General features: G+C 45.0%; 15 protein-coding genes and 1 pseudogene. 6 read left to right on the top strand and 10 right to left on the bottom strand.

The features are described 5' to 3' along the window. Window positions 1-11: 11 nt before the first annotated feature. The 6 genes from pdxA to BM528_RS03430 all read left to right on the top strand — a co-directional run bounded on the left by pdxA (window position 12) and on the right by BM528_RS03430 (window position 6,206). Window positions 12-998: a 4-hydroxythreonine-4-phosphate dehydrogenase PdxA gene (gene pdxA / locus BM528_RS03455; RefSeq protein ID WP_071978677.1), complete on the top strand. Its 987-nt coding sequence runs from the start codon at window positions 12-14 to the stop codon at window positions 996-998. Then, window positions 995-1,822, top strand: a complete 828-nt coding sequence (gene rsmA / locus BM528_RS03450; protein WP_071978676.1) for a 16S rRNA (adenine(1518)-N(6)/adenine(1519)-N(6))-dimethyltransferase RsmA — start codon at window positions 995-997, stop codon at window positions 1,820-1,822. Before pdxA ends, rsmA begins: the two co-directional genes overlap by 4 nt. A 9-nt stretch (window positions 1,823-1,831) precedes the next feature. Continuing rightward, window positions 1,832-2,206 (top strand): Co2+/Mg2+ efflux protein ApaG, encoded by a 375-nt coding sequence (apaG, locus tag BM528_RS03445; RefSeq protein ID WP_071978675.1) that lies wholly within the window; start codon window positions 1,832-1,834, stop codon window positions 2,204-2,206. Between the two features lie 9 nt (window positions 2,207-2,215). After that, window positions 2,216-3,031, top strand: coding sequence for a symmetrical bis(5'-nucleosyl)-tetraphosphatase (locus BM528_RS03440; protein WP_071978674.1), 816 nt, complete (start codon window positions 2,216-2,218; stop codon window positions 3,029-3,031). A 293-nt stretch (window positions 3,032-3,324) separates the two neighbouring features. After that, window positions 3,325-5,349 (top strand): methyl-accepting chemotaxis protein, encoded by a 2,025-nt coding sequence (locus BM528_RS03435; RefSeq protein WP_071978673.1) that lies wholly within the window; start codon window positions 3,325-3,327, stop codon window positions 5,347-5,349. A gap of 263 nt (window positions 5,350-5,612) precedes the next feature. After that, window positions 5,613-6,206, top strand: a complete 594-nt coding sequence (locus tag BM528_RS03430) for an SOUL family heme-binding protein (protein WP_071978672.1) — start codon at window positions 5,613-5,615, stop codon at window positions 6,204-6,206. Between the two features lie 138 nt (window positions 6,207-6,344). Here the strand turns inward: BM528_RS03430 and lysC are convergent, their stop codons facing one another. From lysC to BM528_RS03385, 10 genes and pseudogenes are all read right to left on the bottom strand, one after another. After that, the gene (gene lysC, locus BM528_RS03425) at window positions 6,345-7,694 is read right to left on the bottom strand and encodes a lysine-sensitive aspartokinase 3 (RefSeq protein ID WP_071978671.1); all 1,350 of its coding nucleotides are present in this window, start codon (window positions 7,692-7,694) and stop codon (window positions 6,345-6,347) included. Window positions 7,695-7,757: 63 nt separating this feature from the next. After that, window positions 7,758-8,210: a DUF192 domain-containing protein gene (locus BM528_RS03420; RefSeq protein WP_071978670.1), complete on the bottom strand. Its 453-nt coding sequence runs from the start codon at window positions 8,208-8,210 to the stop codon at window positions 7,758-7,760. Between the two features lie 222 nt (window positions 8,211-8,432). Continuing rightward, window positions 8,433-9,308 (bottom strand): annotated as a pseudogene (gene mltF / locus BM528_RS03415) (membrane-bound lytic murein transglycosylase MltF); the annotation flags it as partial. 12 nt (window positions 9,309-9,320) lie between these two features. Beyond that, window positions 9,321-9,527 (bottom strand): transporter substrate-binding domain-containing protein, encoded by a 207-nt coding sequence (locus BM528_RS18330; protein ID WP_083595187.1) that lies wholly within the window; start codon window positions 9,525-9,527, stop codon window positions 9,321-9,323. Window positions 9,528-9,533: 6 nt separating this feature from the next. Further along, a complete protein-coding gene (locus tag BM528_RS03410; protein ID WP_071978669.1) occupies window positions 9,534-9,830 on the bottom strand; it encodes a hypothetical protein in 297 nt (98 codons plus the stop codon). 240 nt (window positions 9,831-10,070) lie between these two features. Continuing rightward, window positions 10,071-10,997 (bottom strand): DNA ligase, encoded by a 927-nt coding sequence (locus BM528_RS03405; RefSeq protein WP_232230567.1) that lies wholly within the window; start codon window positions 10,995-10,997, stop codon window positions 10,071-10,073. 413 nt (window positions 10,998-11,410) lie between these two features. After that, the gene (locus BM528_RS03400) at window positions 11,411-14,161 is read right to left on the bottom strand and encodes a TonB-dependent receptor domain-containing protein (protein ID WP_071978668.1); all 2,751 of its coding nucleotides are present in this window, start codon (window positions 14,159-14,161) and stop codon (window positions 11,411-11,413) included. 94 nt (window positions 14,162-14,255) lie between these two features. Then, window positions 14,256-18,344 carry a hypothetical protein gene (locus BM528_RS03395; RefSeq protein ID WP_071978667.1) on the bottom strand — a complete coding sequence of 1,363 codons (4,089 nt, stop codon included), beginning with the start codon at window positions 18,342-18,344 and terminating at the stop codon, window positions 14,256-14,258. A 145-nt stretch (window positions 18,345-18,489) separates the two neighbouring features. Beyond that, window positions 18,490-19,200 (bottom strand): hypothetical protein, encoded by a 711-nt coding sequence (locus BM528_RS03390; protein WP_071978666.1) that lies wholly within the window; start codon window positions 19,198-19,200, stop codon window positions 18,490-18,492. Continuing rightward, window positions 19,193-20,218, bottom strand: coding sequence for a PstS family phosphate ABC transporter substrate-binding protein (locus tag BM528_RS03385; protein ID WP_083595185.1), 1,026 nt, complete (start codon window positions 20,216-20,218; stop codon window positions 19,193-19,195). Before BM528_RS03385 ends, BM528_RS03390 begins: the two co-directional genes overlap by 8 nt. Window positions 20,219-20,227 lie beyond the last annotated feature (9 nt).

Below are 20,227 nucleotides of genomic sequence, written 5' to 3'. Positions count from 1 at the left end.
ATAAGTCATTCATGAGCAGACCAATTAAAATAGCAGTAACGCCGGGAGAGCCGGCGGGCATCGGGCCAGATTTGATCATCAAACTGGCTCAGGAGGCATGGCAAGCGCAGCTTGTCGTGTTTGCCGACAGCGATATGCTAATGGCACGAGCCAAAGATTTAGACCTTCCGTTAACGCTTATTGACTACGACCCGGCTATTGAGGACATTCAAGCGCCGGGTTCACTGTTTATCAAACATATTAGTAAATCAGCAGATGTAGTGGCTGGAACCCTTGACAGTGAAAACGGGCTTTACGTAGTAGAGACACTTCGCGAAGCATGCCAAGCCAACATAGACGGTGACTTTGATGCTGTGGTAACCGGTCCAGTGCACAAGGGCATTATTAACCAAGCGGGCGTTTCATTTAGCGGCCACACAGAGTTTTTTGCCTATCAATCAAATACCATTGATGTTGTGATGTTACTGGCAACAGAGGGGCTAAATGTGGCGCTGGCTACCACGCATATTCCATTGGAATATGTTGCCAAGGCAATCACCGGCACACGCCTTCATAAAGTCATTCATATTATTCACACAGATTTGAAACTGAAATTTGGAATTAAAAAGCCAAGAATTTACGTTTGTGGGCTTAATCCCCACGCCGGAGAAGACGGCCATATTGGCACTGAAGAAATTAATACCATAACACCGGCACTCAATGAACTTCGTGAAGAAGGCCTCGATATTATTGGTCCCCTTCCTGCAGACACTATTTTTCAGCCTAAATATCTTGAAGATGCTGACGTAGTATTAGCCATGTATCACGATCAAGGCTTGCCTGTGTTAAAGTATAAAGGGTTCGGCGCATCGGTAAACATAACGTTAGGTTTACCTTTCATCCGTACGTCTGTTGACCACGGTACTGCTCTCGATTTAGCAGGAACAGGCAACGCAGACGCCGGCAGTTTCAGAAAAGCATTGGAAAAAGCCATTGAGCTTGCGCAGCATCAACAATGAGTAAAACACATTTAGGCCATACGGCACGAAAACGCTTTGGGCAAAACTTTCTACACGACGATTATGTCATCGGGAAAATTGTAGCGGCAATTGGGCCTAAAAGCGGACAGAACTTAGTAGAAATTGGTCCAGGTTTAGGCGCATTAACTGATCCAGTTTGCGATGAAGTTGACCGACTTACCGTAATTGAGCTAGACCGTGACCTAGCCAAACGACTTCGCCACCACCCGTTTAACGGTGAAAAACTCAACGTTATCGAACAAGACGCGATGACGATGGACTTCACTGCGCTTGCCAAAGAGATGCCCGATTGTGATGGCAAGCTTCGCGTTTTCGGAAACTTACCCTACAACATATCTACACCTTTGATGTTCCATCTATTTGATCACGCATCTAGCATTGAAGATATGCACTTTATGCTTCAAAAAGAAGTAGTGAACAGGCTTGCCGCGGGCCTTGGCTCAAAGAGCTATGGCAGACTTTCGGTAATGGCGCAATACTACTGCCACGTTATCCCAGTATTAAATGTGCCTCCTGGAGCATTTAAGCCACCTCCAAAAGTAGATTCGGCAGTAGTAAAACTCGTTCCCCATAGCGTTCCTCCTGTGCAGGTAGAGTCGTTAAGCACACTTGAAAGAGTATGCGCTCAGGCCTTTAATCAGCGCAGAAAAACAATTCGAAACTCTCTGAAAGATTGTTTGGATGAGGAAGAAATCAGTGCGCTTGGTCTCAACCCCAAGTGTCGAGCAGAGACACTTTCTTTGACTGATTTTGCTACTTTAGCCAATGCGGTCTCAAACAAAGAATATAACCAAGAGTCTTAGTTTCTTTCTATGCATGAATTAGACATTCAAGTGCGAGTGAAAACTCGCCACTTGCCCGAGCATCTACCCTCAGATTCAGAGCAATTCGCATTTGCTTATCATATTATTATCAAAAATGAGAGTAACGAGACCGTGCAGCTAATTAATCGCTACTGGCGAATTACTGATGCCAACGGAAAGACATCGGAAGTTCAAGGTGCCGGTGTCGTAGGAAAGCAGCCGATACTAAAAGCAAGTGAAAGTTTTGAGTACACCAGCGGTGCCGTCATTGACACGCCCGTTGGTAATATGGAAGGCTACTATGAAATGGAACGAGAGAATGGCGATCGATTCAAAGTACCTATTGACGTGTTTCGACTTGCTGTTCCCCATATACTTCACTAAAGGCCAATAATGTCTAAAGGCAACACCTATTTCATTGGGGACATACAAGGCTGTTATAGCGGCTTAAGACAAATTCTCGACAAAGTAAATTTTGACCCTGCGCAGGATAAACTCTATGCGGTGGGTGACTTAGTAGCGCGTGGTGAAGACTCATTAAGCACGCTGCGCTTTCTTAAGTCTCTTGGTAAAAGCTTCTCAAGCGTTCTTGGCAATCACGACCTTCATTTTTTGGCAACGCTTAACGGTATCCATAAACCCAAAAAAGCAGATAACCTAGAGCCGTTATTAAACGCAAATGATGTTCATGAGTTAGAGACTTGGTTACGCCAGTTTCCACTTGCCCTTCGACTAAACAAGAAAACCCTAATTGTGCATGCAGGCCTCTACCCCTTGTGGTCAATCAAAGATGTAGTGGCGTTAAGCGATGAAGTGTCGGACATTTTAAAAGGGCCAGACTACGTTGCGTTGTTAAACACTATGTATGGCAATACACCAGTAAAGTGGAATTCCAACCTCAGCGAAGAAGAACGACGCAGATTTACCGTCAATGCTTGCACACGAATGCGATTTGTATCGCAAGATGGTGAGCTTAACTTTGAAAACAAATCACACCCCGACAGCGCGACAGATGAAATAAAGCCTTGGTTTGAGGTAAGTAATAGTAAACTAAAACCCAAACACCGCGTTATTTTTGGTCATTGGGCTGCGCTTGCCGGAGAAACTGACTCATCACAGTTTATTGGCCTCGATACCGGATACGTTTGGGGGCAAACCCTTACCCTTCTCAACGACACCACCGGCGAGTTGATCACACTTTCTGCCTGAACATTGCGGGCCCCACTGGTATGACCAGAAAAATAAATTAATGTTTTCTCCAATACGGGTAAACATTAAGTAATTGTAGTCGATACATTTATTTGAAAGCGACGGGATAAAACCGAGATTAGAATGCACTGCGAGCTATTCTACCTCTGAAACAATGAGGTATATTTTGTGCGGTTTGCGAGGTAATATTGCAAGCTACTGACGGTTTATCTTGGCCGCTAAAAACGTACGTGAAGGCCAACAAATCCTAATATCGTGGAAATAAAAACTAAAACACTCATCCAGGAGTTCCGATGAAAATAACCGTAGCCACTCGCGTAATCGGTGGGTTTATAGCGATCAGTGCTCTTCTTGTCGTTGTTAGCGTTGTATCACTCATTAACCTTAATTCCATAGGTTCAGCAACAGAAGAAGTGAACGATGTCGCTTTGCCAAGTGTTGCAGGAAGTAACGCGCTAAAGGCCAGTTTCCTGAACATGGGCCGCCTTACCTTCGAAAGCTACATTGAAGAGGAACTGTCTGGTCTATCGGAAAAGCGCACGGCCTTTAATGCAGCGAAAGACTCATTCGACTCAGAATACAACCGGCTAGCGCAGGCCGTTAATAAAGATTCTGAGTTGAAAGGCTCACTTAACTCGGTTCGTGAAGCCTATGAGTCCTATACTCAAAACGTCGACAATATGTACGACAATCACAAACAATATCTAGATTTACGCAACACCATTGCAGACCGCCTTGGCGATGCCGAAGACAACGCTGACGATGCATCTACATACCTACTCGATTTTTCAGATTTAGAGTCTGTTCAGCGTATTCCTGAATTACGTCGAGCCTCTGAAATTGGTGGCGAACTGGAAACTTCATTATTGTCGCTGCTTACAGTGTCTTACGAATATATAAAAACGCAAACGCTGCAGCGCTCGCAAACCCTAGGTAACGAGGTTGACCTAGTAGTTGATAAAGTGGTTACTCAGCTAAGTGAAATGAATGATGCCGCAGATGGCAAAGACACTTCAGGTACGCTTAACGATATTAACGACTTAGTTAATGATGCAGTCAATGCAATTAAAGCAAGCGATGGCGTTATGCAATTACACGTTAACCGCCTAGAACGTAGAAATGATGCCGAGCGTGCACTCAATGCGTCTGATGCCAATATTAATCAGGGCATATTGGAATTAGGTCGCTTGCTTACGCTTGCAGATAAAAAAGCCAGTGACATTGAAACGCAAGTTAACTCTGCCATTACAACGGGTAATACCTTCGTTATCGTGGTTGTTCTGGCTTCTATTGCCGTTGCTGCTTTTATTGGCTATATCACTGTACGCGCCATTACCCTGCCATTACACAGAGTAAACGAGTTATTGACGGTAGCCTCTTCTGGAGACTTAACCCACCGCCTCGATGACTCGGCCGAAGACGAGTTTGGTCTTTTGGCGAGAAACTGCAATACGCTAATTGGAAGTCTTAAAGAGCTTATCACCGGTATTAATGTTCGCGCAGAACAATTAGCTGCAGCGTCGGAGCAAACCTCTGCGGTAACGGCGCAAACCACACACTCAATTCAAGATCAGAAGTCGCAGATTGGACAGGTCGCTACTGCCACTACCGAAATGCACTCAACGTCTCAGATGGTGGTACAAAACGCTGAAGATACCCTAAGTCAAATTCGTCATGCCGATAAAGAAGCTGAAAATGTTCGTCAAATCTCTCTCGAGAACAAGAACACGATTGAGATACTTGCCAAAGACGTTCAAGACGCAGCTGATGTTATCAACAAGCTACACCAGGACAGTGCAAGCATTGGTGGCATTCTAGATGTTATTCGCGGCGTAGCCGACCAAACCAACCTATTGGCGCTTAATGCCGCAATTGAGGCGGCACGAGCTGGAGAGCAAGGTAGAGGATTTGCCGTAGTTGCTGACGAAGTACGCACACTTGCAAGTAGAACACAGCAATCTACTCAGGAAATCAACGCCATGATCGAGGTACTTCAAGCAGGAGCAGAACGTGCGGTTTCGGTAATGAATCAAGGTAAAGAACAAACCGCAGCTTGCGTATCGCAAACAGAAAAAGCCACGCAAGCGCTGGATATTATTTCTGATGCCGTACACAAAGCTCACGATGTAAGCTCTCAAATTGAGCAGTCTGCTCGAGAGCAAAACACAGTTTCTCAAGAGATCAGTCAGAAGTTAGAGACTATTGTAGGCATTGCTGAAGAGACAACTGCAGGAGCTCAACAAACGTCAGACTCTAGCCACGAAGTTGCAAGGCTTGCTGACGAGCTTCAACAATCAATACGTCAATTTAAGGTGTAGGTAAGCTAGCGCCGGCTAAATCTAAGATTTGGCTATCGCGTTTAAATTGACAAAAATGATGAAACGGCCCTTAGCGTTTGCGCAAGGGCCTTTTTTTATTTTCTAATTTTTTACTTTGTATTTTTAACTTTCTGGGCGTTAAATGACCAAATAATCGGGTAATAACGTAGTAATTTAAAATATAAAAATAGTGGTTAATGATGAAAATAGTCACAATGAGAGGTTCATTACTTCTTGTATTCACTTCAATATGCGGATTACTTATGACGAGCTTTTCTGCCGATGTTAATGCCAATGCCGATAAAGTCTATTACAAAGATAATGAGACCATTGCCTATGACACTGTTGCGTCTTTAAGCGACGATGTAGAAATTCGAAGCTATCCAACTGCATTGGCTGTTATGTCAAAAGGAAGCAGCGACAACGGAGCATTTAGGCTACTGTTTAACTATATTTCAGGAGAGAACAAAACCCAGAGTGAAATAGCAATGACTTCGCCCGTGGAAATGGGGAACAACTCAGCGCAAAGTGCTGAAATATCGATGACATCTCCTGTTGAGGTTACATCATCAAACACCATGATGTTTTTTCTTCCCAGCAAATACACGGCAGACAGCGCCCCAGTACCAACACATGCCAACGTGCAACTTGTTGAAGTTCCAGCGAGAAAAGTAGCCGTGATACGCTATTCAGGATTTAATAACGACGACAAACGTAATGCCTATACTGAAACGCTAATGAGCACATTGGAGGAAAATAATTACAAGGTTATCGGCAAGCCTAGCTATTTGGGCTACGACTCTCCCTTTACACTACCTTGGAATAAGCGGCACGAAGTCGTTATACCTGTGGAATAGCTATTTCCCGCAGACTCGTGTATTTCACTTAAATGGATGCGTGTTTTACATAAGAAAACGGCCAATTAAGAATGGCCGTTTTCGTTTATTTTAGAGGTCTGAGCGGTAAAGTCGCGAATCATTACCGCTTAAACAGGGCTACTCAAACAACGCTTTATGAAGCTTTCTCACCACATCGTCACTGTTACTTTCGTTAACCAGGAACGACAGGTTGTGAGGGTTCGCACCAAAACAAATCATGCGCAGATTAAAGTCTGATACCGCTGCCAAAATCTTGCTCGACACGCCTACTGCGGTTTGCATGTTATTACCAACTACAGTAACGAGGTCATACCCTTTTTCCACAGTAACGTCACAGATAGTTTCTAGCTCGGCAATAGTCTCTTTATTTAGTCGCTGAGCTACCGAGTTTGCTGGATTATCAAGGGTAAAAGATACTGATATCTCGGACGTAGTAACCAGATCCACACTGAGTTTATGTTTGGCAATAATAGCGAATACCTGTTGAAGGAAACCCTGCGCGTACATCATCTTCGGCGTTTTAACTGTTACCATAACCTGTTCTTTACGACGGGTTATAGCACGGTATGGCGGCTCGTGCTCACAATCGCGAACAATCCAAGTGCCACCTTTCTCTGGCTCTTTGCTGGAGCCAACAAACACTTTAATATTTTTACGTAGTGCAGGCTCCATCGTTGCCGGGTGAAGTACTTTAGCCCCAAAGGTTGCCATTTCAGCGGCTTCTTCAAAGCTAAGCTCAGGCAATGGTCTTGCTGCATCGGTAATTCTTGGGTCAGTAGTATAAACGCCAATCACATCGGTCCAAATCTCACAGGCCTCTGCATTTAAGGCTTCTGCCAATAAAGCGGCCGTAAAGTCTGAACCGCCGCGCCCCAAGGTAGTTGTATTTCCGTTCTCATCAGCGCCAACAAAACCTTGAGTTACCACAATAGCATTCTCAATTTCCGGTGCTAACAACTGGCTTGCCAATGTTTCAATTTGTTCAACTTGCGGAGCTGCTTCACCAAACTCGCTATCGGTTCGCAATACTTTACGCACGTCAAAGTTAATAGTGCTCACGCCCTGCTCTGCTAAAACCGACGAGAACATAAGAGAAGATATTCGCTCCCCCATAGACAGCAGTTGGTCTTTTAAATCGTTACGATGAAGAATTTCTTCATGAAACGCTAAAGCGCGAACTTCGTCGAGAAGGTCATTAAGTTTGGGTTCTATAGAAGCTTTATCAGCAAGTTTGTCGAGTATCGCCAGCTCAATGTTGGTAATAGCTTGGCAGGTATCATCTATTTGCTGCTGTGTCATGGGCGTATGCGCAAGACTTACAAGGTGATTTGTTATTCCAGCAGATGCACTTACTACAACGATGCGCGTGTTTTTGTTACCGGCAACAATTCGGGCGCAGTTTTGCATTACTTCATAATTGGCAACACTGGTTCCGCCGAACTTAGCTATCGATAAGGCATTTGTCACTTTAATTAACTCCAGATCTACACCAGCTATTCACTGGCTTTACTGCGCACTTAGATGCGCAGCTTAACGATGAATTATTAATTGGTCACCAACCCGAATATTGTGATTGGCAAACCACCCTTGGTTCATTTCCAGTGCGTACAGTACCTTTTTCGATGAGCCTACAGATTCGAGGCTATGAGGCATCAAAGATTTTATGTCAGTAATTACACCGTTTCTGTCGATAAATGCTACATCTAAGGGTATGAACGTGTTCTTCATCCACATACCAGCATACTTAGCGGTATCAAAGGTAAAAAACATGCCGCAATCTTCACATAATTCCTTCCTAAACATAAGCCCCTGGGCACGCTGTTCAAAGGTTTTTGCGTACTCAACGTCGTATTTTTTATCACCCATGGTGATTGAGATACGATCAAAGCTAACCTTGTTCATTTGAGCGACAGGGTCCACTTGCGCCTGCACGCAGCCAGCAGATAAACAAAGAACCATTAATACAAAGAGAAGCTTGTCCATTAGACATTCCTGTAAGCTAATAAAGCTAATTATTTGGTGAGTAGTTTATACATTAATGTTGGTAACATCCAATGATGCTGCTATCTAGAAGAAACCTTTCTTATGGTCATGTTAATCACTGAGCATTGCAGCGAATTTGTCTTTGGATAAAAACGCAAATAAAGTAAACGTAACACTGCGTATTTAGCTGAAGGAGAGGCATTCCCTATACTGAGCCATCTTTTACTCTAACTCATTTTCTATAATATGGTGATACTCACGAATTCGCTGAACGTACCGCACTGGCTCAGTACCCCGAGCGTAACCATAGCGTAAATCTTTGTAATATCGCCTGTCGCTAAGTAAAGGCAATACTTGTTTCATGTCAGCCCATTTATGGGGGTTCAAATTAAGTTGACGCGCCAGCGTTTGCGCATCGTGTAAATGCGCTCGACCTACGTTATATGCAGCGAGTGCAAGCCAGGTGCGATCGGGCTCTTCAACTTCATCGACAAATCTATGGGTTCTTATTTTAGAGAGGTAACGCGCCCCACCAAATATACTCTGCTTAGGATCTAACCTGTTGCTTACACCCACCTCTTTGGCGGTTTTTTGGGTAAGCATCATTATGCCCCGAACCCCAGTAGGACTGACGGCGTCGGCAAGCCAATGAGACTCTTGATAAGCTTGAGCTGCCAGTAAGTGAAAGGGTAAATTATATTTCTTGGCAGCATCGCTAAAATACTGTCGAAACTCAGGAAATCGTTCGTCTACACGTCGAATAAACGTACGAGTATCTACATAATCAAACACTTCAAAAAAACCATAATATTGATCGAGCGTGCTGTCTAAACGACCCGTTTCTTGGTAATCGAGAAACCACTCATTTACCGCCTCGGCCAGTGCTCTGCTCGAAGTATTTAGCATCCAAGCCAAGTTTTCACTTCTAGCAAGGTTAAACGGCGCAATTAACTCAGGAAAATATCGACGATTGAGATCCACAATGTTCGAGTCAGCTATACTGTAATCTATTTCTCGCTGCCATACTTTATAGAGGATTTGCTCGGTGGTTAAACTGGCACTTTCCACCCAGCTCAGATTTGGATACTGCATCTGAAGTGTTTTAAGCCGTTAGCTATAAGCGGTTCCCGCTGCCACCATAATATCGAGCCCTATAAGCTCCTCTATTGATTCTGGCTGAACATTATCCCGCCGACAAACCACCTGCTGCGTAATATCTTGATAGCTGGGGCCAAACATAAACTCAGCTGCTCGAGATTTGGTTTGGGTGAGTCCTGCAGCCGCAATATGTCCCTCTTTATTTTTTAGTGCTGAAATGACAGCCTATATAGAATTTTTCTCAATAACCTCTAGCTCAACTCCTAGGAAAGAGGCAAACGAGTCAGCCATGTCAAATTCAGGCCCTCGAGGCATAACGTCACGGCCTATGAAATAGGTAGTAGGGGCATTTCGCGTAATAACTTTTAATACACCCGCCGCCTTAATTTGCAAAAGGAGTTCGTCCTCAGATTGGGCTTTTGCCATTGGTTCAATAGCTTGGTTAGCACGCTCTGAGTTATCGCATGCTGCAAGTAAAAATAAGCCACCTACGATGAACAACGTTTTCCATAAGCACCTCATAACGACTACCTTATCTATTGAGTCTTAAGCCTCAAAAGGCAACTTTGGCCATTTGAAACACAGTGGATAAATATAACCGTATAGTAGGTAATCACCTTTTGCAATCTAACCGCTTGATGTAAAAACAATTACTAAAGCGCGATTAGGTACTGACCGGTTCGCTGCTTGTCTATTACCACAAAGCTTTGGTTTAGTGCCCCGTGCCAAACTGACGTTAGTTATTATTCATCACGATGTTTTTTATTGCTGTGTTTCTTGCGCTGTTTTCTTCGGTACTGTTTCGGTAGATGCGCGGATATTGTGCTGTAAATCTTTTTGCGGCCTAACATGCATGAAACTGGCGAAGCGAGGCTTGCCTGTTCCTGTGTAACCGTAATATTTGTAAGTTACCCATTGCCCGATATGGGGCGGATGCAAACGCTCTTCGTTTGAAAACCCTGTCCCAAGTTTGAACTGAATTCCTTCTGCCGTTTGAACGAGAAGAGAGCCCAACATACTTTTAAACTTACCCTTTCCCTTGATGTGGGCGATCACCTTCGCCTCGCTGTCTTCATGCTTTTTTAGCTTGAGTAAATGAGAACTGCGGCCATGTGTATATCGCGCATGACGATAGTGAAGCATCAGCCCTTCTCCACCCGTATCCGTAATCTTGTTCAATGCTGCTTTTAAAGTTTCATGGGTATCAAGACCATATTGAGGGATAGCCATTAGCGCAGAGCTTTTTGTTTTAGCAATAATGCGCTTTATTTCGTCCACTCTTTTCTCAAACGTTTGTTTTGACTGCGGCATATCAAACACCATAAATGTGATTGTTCGCCACCGTTCGTCAGGAGTATCTGAAAGCACTATTGAGGCAGTTTCTTCAAATTTGCCACGGGCCAACCACAACTCGCCGTCTAACATTTTTCTCGGCCAAGACTGTGTAAACCATTCTGGCGCACTAATAGCATGGCCGGTTCGGGTAAGAAGCTCTTCGCCTGTCCATCTTGCGCGAATTCCATCAAGCTTTTCGCTAACCAAATAATCGCTAATCTTTACCGATTGATGAGATACTGTGTAGCGACTTGCTAACTGCTGAGGGTTATTGAGCATTCCAGCGCTAGAAACATCACATAGAAGCAAAGACAGCACGGCTATCCAAATCAATACCATCTTGTTTGTTTTCACAATACCCATTCCATAAACCGTTTTGTTAAGTAGAGTGTATGGATATAGGTAAATAAATATACTGGGCCTTAGTTCGGTTTTAAGGTTCAAATTAAAAGAGCATGTCGCCAGTGCAAGTGAAAGCAGACACGCATTGCAACGGCACGATAAAGAAATTAGTGCTATATGTTCTATATAGCGTACTAACCATTTGCTAATCGCTAGGGTCTGTTGATCTTTGCTGTACATATTTCACTCAGCAGTACATGGGTAGCCACATCATTGAAAATGCCAGTGATACCATGCTGGCATAATACGCCCTTGCCATTCGGATTATCTTCCCCTCAGTCAGGGTGATTCAGGTTTCTTTCAACCTGACGGGTTTGCCAGCTTCGCTGGGCAAACAAAAAAGGGGCTTACGCCCCTTTGTTATCCTAGAATTCGTAGGTGTATCTCACACTTACGTCAACGCCTTCTTGTTGGCGAAATATCGGTAGGTTTTCCTGCAGTACTTCCTTTTGCTCATCAAATATATTTCGAACTGCAAAACGTATCTGAGAGTTAAAATCTGGGAAATAAGTATAGGTTAAATCCAACGAGTGGAAAGTTTCTTCCTCAGCATCAGCGTTGCCACGTGTTCCAGGAACAATAATTCGCGGACCAAAGGCATTATACGCCAATGTAGCTGTGTGCTCACCGTTATCAGAATCCCAACCAAGTTGTAAATTCACAACCCATTCACTGTGACCCACCAAGCGACGCTCGTTATTAGTTACAATATTAGAAGCACTTGTGGCGTCTAGCGCATCTAGTACTTGGCTTTCAAACAATGAAATCTCATCGTCATCAATAGCACCAATGGTCACGTTAGAATCTGACAGCGTGAAGTTTCCGGATAAAAAGAAGTTATCAAATTTCTCGCCAAGGGTGTTAAGCCCCTGAAGGAAATCAACCTCTACGCCGTACAACTCGCCCTGCTCAGCGTTGGCTGTAAGCAAGTTAGGTGCGGCACCACCAACTGTTCCTAATTCAATAAGTTCGATAGGATTAGTAATGTCTTTGTAGAACAACGCTACAGAGACGTTATCGCCACCATCTCGATACCACTCCCAACGCAAGTCAGCATTGTCAAGCTTTGAGCTTTGTAACAAAGGCGAACCACGGACCAGGAACTGTGTGATTGGGTCGATAAAGAAACTTGAGCTTACATCACGTAAATCTGGACGGATAGTAGATTGACTGATGTTGAAACGGAACTGCATTTCATCGTCAAGAATATAAGTTAAACCCAACGCAGGAAAGAAATCGTCTTCTTGGAAGGTAAAGTCGATTAAATCCTCTACAGACTCTGAAAATTGATTAGAGTGTGCAGTAAATGGTACTGATACTTGACGAAAGTCTTCGTAACGGAAACCACCGCTTACACGCCACTTTTGGTCAATAAACGCATCTGCCATTAGGTAATAAGCGTCTAGCTTCATACCTGCCGAGAACTCGTCACCGTCGGCCATACCAGAAAGGAATAAACCTTGACCTGAACCGCTGCGATAGAAATCTGGATTATTAATTCGCTCTTGCGAAAAAATCTCATCAATTCTGTCGCCGCGCGATAACTCTTGGTCTAACGAGCGATGCGTAACCTCAATAGGAATGTTAGTAGCTTTACGACCTTTATTATAAAAATCAGCACCTGCTTTGAGGTCAATCTCAGCACTGCCAATGGTAAACGGGTAGCTTGCTGCCCAACCCCAATTATCCGCTACGTCTCGCAAGTCTTGCCATTCAAGATTTACACTGGTAGCCGATACATTTTGCAATTGCTTCTGAACAACATTACCGTCTTCAATCGTCAGCTCAAATATCAAGTCTAGATTACCTGGAGAGTAACGACGCGCCCGGCTGGTGCCAACGTACCAATCGAACGTCGCGAAATTGTACTCAGGAAAAGTGTGCTCGCCTTTCAACTGTGTTGAAGACATGCGACGTTCTTCATAGACAATATCTACGCGCTCAAATTCTCTTACACCGGCAACAGTTTCGTTTACGTCGGTAAAATCACGCTGTCTCAAACGGTCGCTCATATCATGAAGCAATACATTGTTTAGAGAGAACCGGTGATTATTGCTATATTCGTAACCAAAGTTCAGCATGCCACTCCAAGTGACTGCTTGCTCAGTCTGAACACCGTCAAAAAACTGAGCAAAACACTTGGTTCCGCTCACTTGTTCCTCAGGTAACTCAGAACACCCAACTGTACCCATATTGGCGCCGATCGTTTGGTCTTTTACATTCCATTCATTACGATAGAAAACCGATGACAGGAAGCCAAACTTGCCGTATTCAGTCTCATAGGAATTACCTAATGTTGCACGGGCTGTGGTATCGGGATCAACACTGATTTGGTCCGGACCAATATCCCAGTTGATGTCCGACAGCATTTCCTGACGGTCTTCCAAGGTTACAGGAAACGACAAACTACCCTCGATACCAGCGCTTGACTGCGCAGCATCTAGACGGCTGCTAATGCTTGTTGGTAGCGCGCGAGTTCCATCGTCACGCCCAGTCCAATCATCGCTTCCACCGTCGTAAAAAAAGCCATCGTCAAAGTTATTTGTATTGGTACCAAAACCACCAGAAAGCCTGAATATAAACTCCGATGGGATTGATTTCGTTCGAATATCAACGTTACCACCACCAAAGTGTGCAGGCATGTCAGGAGAAAACGACTTCTGTACACTTAAGCTTTCGATTATATCCGAGGGGAATAAATCGAGAGGAACTACTGAACGTGTAGGGTCCGGACTTGGAACGTACATACCGTTTAGCTGTGTGCTTGAATAACGCTCACCCAAACCGCGAATGTAAATGAACTTGCCATCTACCAGTGTCAAACCTGTAACACGTCGAAGTGCAGCACCAGCATCGCCATCACCCGTACGAGCTATCTGCTCAGCACCCAGGATATCTGCAACAAACGCTTGGTTTTTACGCTCTTGCATTACTGCGGTAGCAGTACCTTTTAGGCGCGAGGCCGTTGCAACAACTTCTTCTATAACTTCGTCTTCAGATGCTTCAGCTTCCTGAGCTAGAGCAAGAGACGGTGCGGTTGTGCCAAGCGCTAAGGCGGCGCAAACTGCCATACCAAGGCGAGACGGCCTCGATAGTAAGCGGGAAATATCACTCATTATTAAACTCCGAAAATCTAGAACAACACGTGCTTTAACGCATAAAACGTGGCGCTCTTAAAGAGCGCCACATTGCGTCGTGCGATTTATGTGACTATTCCAGACCTACAGTAACCCACCCTTCAGTCCAGTCGTTTTCTTCGCCTACCGCGCCAACAAAGTCAACACTGTCGAAAAAGCTGTTGATTTCTTGAACGTCAGTTGCACCCTCTAGAAGAACCGAACCTGCCGCAGGCTGATAACCGTTTGTAGCTAGTCCTAGACCATCTGGAGCAACAACTCTGTTTGAAGCTTCACCTGTGAACCAGTCACGAGAGAAGTCCGTTCCAAAGTTATTAGCTTCAGAGCATGCAATCACTGAACTCTGCATTGATAGGGTTCCGTCGGTAGCAAGAGCTTCAGACTCCGCACCATTTACACGAAGGCAGTTAGCAAAGTTCTCAGGGCCAGTAACTAGCACGTTGTAAAGTGAACCTGCAGTACCTGCGCGCAGACGAACACCATTGTTTGTATTGTCACCAATAACAGTTAGGTTAGCCACGGTGGGGTTAGTAAGTGGTCTTGCAGCAGCATCAAACTCACTGTTATCCGCTTCTATACCGTTGTCACCAGCAGCTTCGTCTTGCTTGATAAGTACATATTGGATGTTACCTGTCCAGCCAAATGACCAGTCAAGGCTATCATCACCGTTTGCAGTTAGCACTACGTGCTTAACGCTTACTGTGCCGCCGAAGAACTCAAGACCATCATCTAGGTTTTTGTGAACCTGGATATAATCTATTGCAGTACCAGAACCTACACCCGCTAGCGTGATGCCGTTAAGCTCGTCGCCATTACCTAGTGTACGTCCAGCGTGCTTCACTACTACGTAGTTAATAGTACCTGAATTATCGTCAGCAACGTTGCCGCCAAACTGACCGGCATCACCTTCTGCAGCTACACCACAGTTTGCTAGTTCATCTTCGGTCGTATCACCAACTTGATCACCACAGCTGTTCGCTGGAGCGCGCCCTAGAACAACTAGGCCACCCCACTGACCAATGTCAGTCTCTTCACCAGTTACATCTTGGATAGAAGTCATAACGATAGGTGCAGCAGCTGTACCTAAAGCCTGAACTTTAGAACCACGGCGAACCACTAGGAAGTCTTCGCCACGTTGACCAATAATTGTTGTACCTTGCTCAATCCATAGCGTTGCAGGGTCAACATTGTCGTTACCTACCGCTGTACGACCATTTAGTACCCAGTGTGCATCGTTAGTTAGTGTAACGTCCGCAGTGAACGTGCTGTCAGCGTTAAGCAAATAAACTGGCTTGTCAGTTATTTGTGGGAAATCAGCTGAAACATCCGTCGCCAAACCTTGGTCGAAAGCGTTTTGAAGATTGGTTGGGAAGTTACCTGGTAGGAATGCCCAGCCTTCAGTCCAATCGTTTTCGCCATCGAATGCGCCTTGATAATCAGTTGGAACGAAGAAACCGTTAGTTTCTGATAGGTCAAGACCTGTTCCAAGAAGCGGAGAACCGTCTAGTGGTGTTCTGCCGTCTACGCTTAAACGTAGCGCGTTTGCTGTGCTTACCGAGTTGCTGTCTTGGCCAGTAAACCAGTTGCGAGTAAAATCGTTGCCGAAGTTTGTCGCTTCTGTACATGCTACTGTTGAGTGAGTCATTGTTAGCTCGCCAGATGTGGCAAGTGCTTCAGACTCTGCACCGTTAACACGCAAGCAGTTTTGATAACCTTCAGGGCCAGTCACTACTAGGTTGTGAATCTTACCTGCAGTACCTGCACGAAGGCGTACGCCGTTGTTTGTGTTATCACCCACAATAGTCATGTTTGCGATAGTTGGGTTAGTAAGAGGGCGTGCGCCAGCATCAAATTCACTGTTATCAGCTTCGATGCCATTGTCGCCAGCTTCTTCGTTCTGACGAACGTAAACAAACTGTGCATTACCTGTCCAACCGAAAGACCAATCTAAGCTGTCATCGCCATTATCAGTCAATACAACATAACGAACGCTTACTGTACCGCCGAAGAATTCAAGGCCGTCGTCCAAGTTTTTGTGTACTTGGATGTGGTTTACGTTAGTGCTTGAACCAACACCAGCAAGCGTAATACCGTTTAGCTCATCACCGTTACCTAGCGTACGCCCTGCGTGCTTAACTACAACGTATTGAATAGTACCTGAATCGTCAGTAGGAACGTTTCCACCGAACTGGCCTGCGTCACCTTCTGCAGCAACACCACAGTTCGCTAGCTCATCTTCTGTAGTCTCACCCACCTGGTCACCACAGCTGTTTGCTGGAGCACGACCAAGAACAACCAAACCACCCCACTGACCGATATCAGTTTCTTCACCGGTAACATCTTGGATAGACGTCATTGTGATTGGAGCATTTTCTAGACCAAGCGCTTCGATTTTAGAACCACGACGTACCACTAGGAAATCTTCACCAGCCTGACCGATGATAGTTGTTCCATTTTCGATGAATAATGTCGCGCTATCTACGTTATCACCACCAACAGCAGTACGGCCACTTAGTACCCAGTGTGCGTCGTTGGTGAAGGTAACGTCTGATGTGAACGTAACGTCTGTGTCTAACAAGTAAACTGGCTTGTCAGTGATCTGAGGGAACTGCGAAGAAACGTCTACCGCTAGGCCCTGGTCAAATGCATTTTGAACGTCAGTTGGGAAACCACCATTGATACCAACTGTCCAACCTGTCATCCAGTTGTTTTGACCGTCGAATGCACCAACATATTGTGCATCTTCGAACTCTGGCTCGATATCGCGAGGATCTACACCACTAGTTAACAAAACAGAATCAGCAAGTGGTGCATAACCGTTTGCCGCAAGGTTTAACTGTGCAGTAGGTAGCACTTGGTTGCCGTCTTGAGCTAGGAACCATTCTTCAGTTGAAACACCACCAATATCGCCAGATGTGAACTGCTCTGCGTCGTCAGCACATGAAACTATGCTTCCTGTAATAGCAAGTTCGCCACTTTCTGCATTGGCAACACTTTCGTCACCGTTTACGCGTAGGCAATTGCTGTAACCTTCTGGGCCAACAACAAGTAAGTTACTGATTTTACCCGCTGTACCTGCACGCAGACGCACACCGTTTGTCTCAGGTGCACCGACTACAGTTACATTAGAGATGCGTGGATTAGTAAGAGGACGCGCTGCGGCATCAAATTCACTGTTATCTGCTTCAAACGCATTGTCGCCAGCAGCAGCGTCTTGTTGGATATATATATATTGTGCGTGACCAGTCCAGCCGAAAGACCAATCTAGGCTGTCGTCACCGTTTGCAGTCAGTACAACGTGGCTTACGTTTACAGTACCACCGAAGAATTCTAGACCATCATCAAGGTTTTGGTGTACTTGAATATATTCCACTGTGGTCTCAGAACCCACACCAGCTAGCGTAATACCATTAAGCTCGTCACCATTACCTAATGTACGACCAGCGTGCTTAACTACAACATAGCGAATTGAACCAGAATCGTCATCAGCAATGTTCCCACCGAATTGACCCGCGTCACCTTCTGCAGCTACACCACAGTTAGCAAGTTCGTCTTCTGTTGTTTCGCCAACTTGGTCGCCACAGCTGTTAGCAGGAGCACGACCAAGAACAACTAAACCGCCCCACTGACCAATATCTGTCTCTTGACCTGTTACATCTTGAACCGATGTAAATACGATAGGTGCATCAGCACGGCCTTCAGCTTCAATCTGTGAACCACGACGAACTACTAAGAAATCTTCACCAGATTCACCGATGATAGTAGTGCCGGCTTCAATAGTAAGTACTGCAGAGTCTACGTTATCGCCGCCAACTGCTGTACGACCTTGTAAAACCCAATGTGCATCAGCTGTGAAAGTAACGTCTTCTACAAAAGTAGTTCCTTCATTAAGACGATAAACTGGCTTGTCAGTAATTGAAGGGAACTCTGCAGAAACATCTGTTGCCAGACCTTGAGTGAACGGGTTGTTCGCATCAGTTGGAGTAGGTGTTGGTGTTGGAGTAGGTGTTGGTGTAGGTGTTGGAGCTGGGTTGTTAACAACAGAAGAGTTATCAGAATTGTCGATAACGTCGCCTTCGCTGATGTTAATGTCGCCACCACAACCAGCCAACACAAGTGCCGCTGCTACTGCAGATATTTTGAAGCTTTGCTTGATAAACATTAATTTCTCCGCTGGAAATAAGATCTTGTACTAATCAGCGGAGAAGGTTACCTAAGATTAATGACACTTTTGTTACACTATGACAGTGTAACAAAAGGTTCATTTGGTGGCAGGTAGACGGCACCATTGGGTAATTACATACTTCTCACCTGCCTCTACCGGATGTGCTTGGTGCAGGCTTTTCGGGTTTACTATGCCGTTTTTGTGTACGTTGCACCATACACGTCCAACTACGCTGCCCCCTGCGGCCAGCAAACTTGCTGTATTCAGACGAACCCGGCTCAAAGTAGTCGGTATGCTGTTTAAACTCTTGGTCTATATCGTAGTGTTGAGCCTGAATGGGCTCAGACGTATCGTGCACTTTTCCCATTAATGATTTTAATTTATCACTCAAACGTTCTGCCAAACCGGCTTCAAGGCTGGCGAAGTCACATGTGCTTGAAGTGCGATATTGCTGAGGTTTGTCGCTACTCACTGTGGTAATGGTGGAAGGCCTCAATCCCTTTTTTATGCTGCTAACGGCCGCTTCACACAAATCTGAGTCAAAGCCACCTGTTAGCTTATAGACACAAAAATCACTATCACCAAAGGTTTCATAATCAACTGTTTCAGAGGTTCTTATATTAGAACAATGCGAATCATCACTTTTATCATCACCGAGAAAAGCCGGTAGTGGTACAGACACTCTATACTTATTAGCTAACTTTTGTGTTTGCTGCGCCGATAAATTCGCCCCCAATAAAGGCACAATTTGCTCATGCACAAAACCGTGCTTTATTAAGGTTAAATAAAGTTCTTTTCCACTTACACCTTTAAGTGTGTTTTCTAACACCCAGCGCTTCCACGTACTATTCACTCACAACTCCAACGCTTTGGACATTATCTTCTAAAAGCCGGCGCTGCCTAAGCAATACATCTTCTCGAATAGGAAAGTACCCATCTCTTAATACTTGGTTTTGTCCTTCTTTCGACAATATGTAGCGAATAAACTCGCGCTCAAGAGTGGGCAGCGGCTCGCCGGGCTTTTTATTGATCACCAAATATAAGAAACGGGCGAAAGGGTAAGTTTCGTTTCTAACTGTATCAATAGAAAGCGGTATTAAATTATCAAGAGAGTCGCCTAATGCCAGAGCACGAACGCCCGCAGTTTTGTATCCATAAGCTGCATAGCCGATTGCCCCCGTGCCACTGGCTACAGATAACACCACTGAGGCTGACCCTGGCTGTTCGTTCACGGTATTTTTAAAATCGCCGTCGCACAGGGCTGAGACCTTAAACAGACCATAAGTTCCCGATACGGAATTACGGCCATATAGTCGAATTGGAGACTGATAACCGCTCTCGTTGACGCCTAACTGCGACCATCGATTGATATGCTCATTGGCACCGCAGTACAAGGTACGTGAAAAAATGGCGTCCACATGTTCTAACGTCATTCCCTCTAGCGGATTCCGTCTATCTACAAAAATGGCAATGGCGTCCATGGCCACCTTTAATACGGTAGGGGGATAGCCGTGCACGTTGATAAAATCGCGAATTTCACTGGGCTTAAGCGCTCTACTCATAGGCCCTATGGTAGCGGTGCCTTCAATAAGGGCTGGCGGTGCGGTTGATGAACCCGAGGCTTGAATTTGAAAACCTACCTGCGGATAGAGAGTTTTGAACTCTTGCGACCAAAAGGTCATTAAGTTAGCTAGGGTATCGGAACCCACCGATGATAGTTTACCTGCTACGCCAGGCACACGCTCATAAGAAGGCACTTTGGAAGCAGAGCTATTCGAAAGAGCGTCCGCTTCCTGTATCGCGCTAACTGACTGCGTAGCAAGCAGTGAACATAAGCCTATTGCTACTCTTCTTAAGAGCCGTAATTTCATATGTTCAAT

It is taken from the genome of Alteromonas sp. RW2A1, from assembly GCF_001886475.1.
Classification (GTDB): domain Bacteria; phylum Pseudomonadota; class Gammaproteobacteria; order Enterobacterales; family Alteromonadaceae; genus Alteromonas; species Alteromonas hispanica.
Note: the sequence above shows the minus strand (reverse complement) of the source record. Positions and strands in the feature narration are given on the sequence as shown.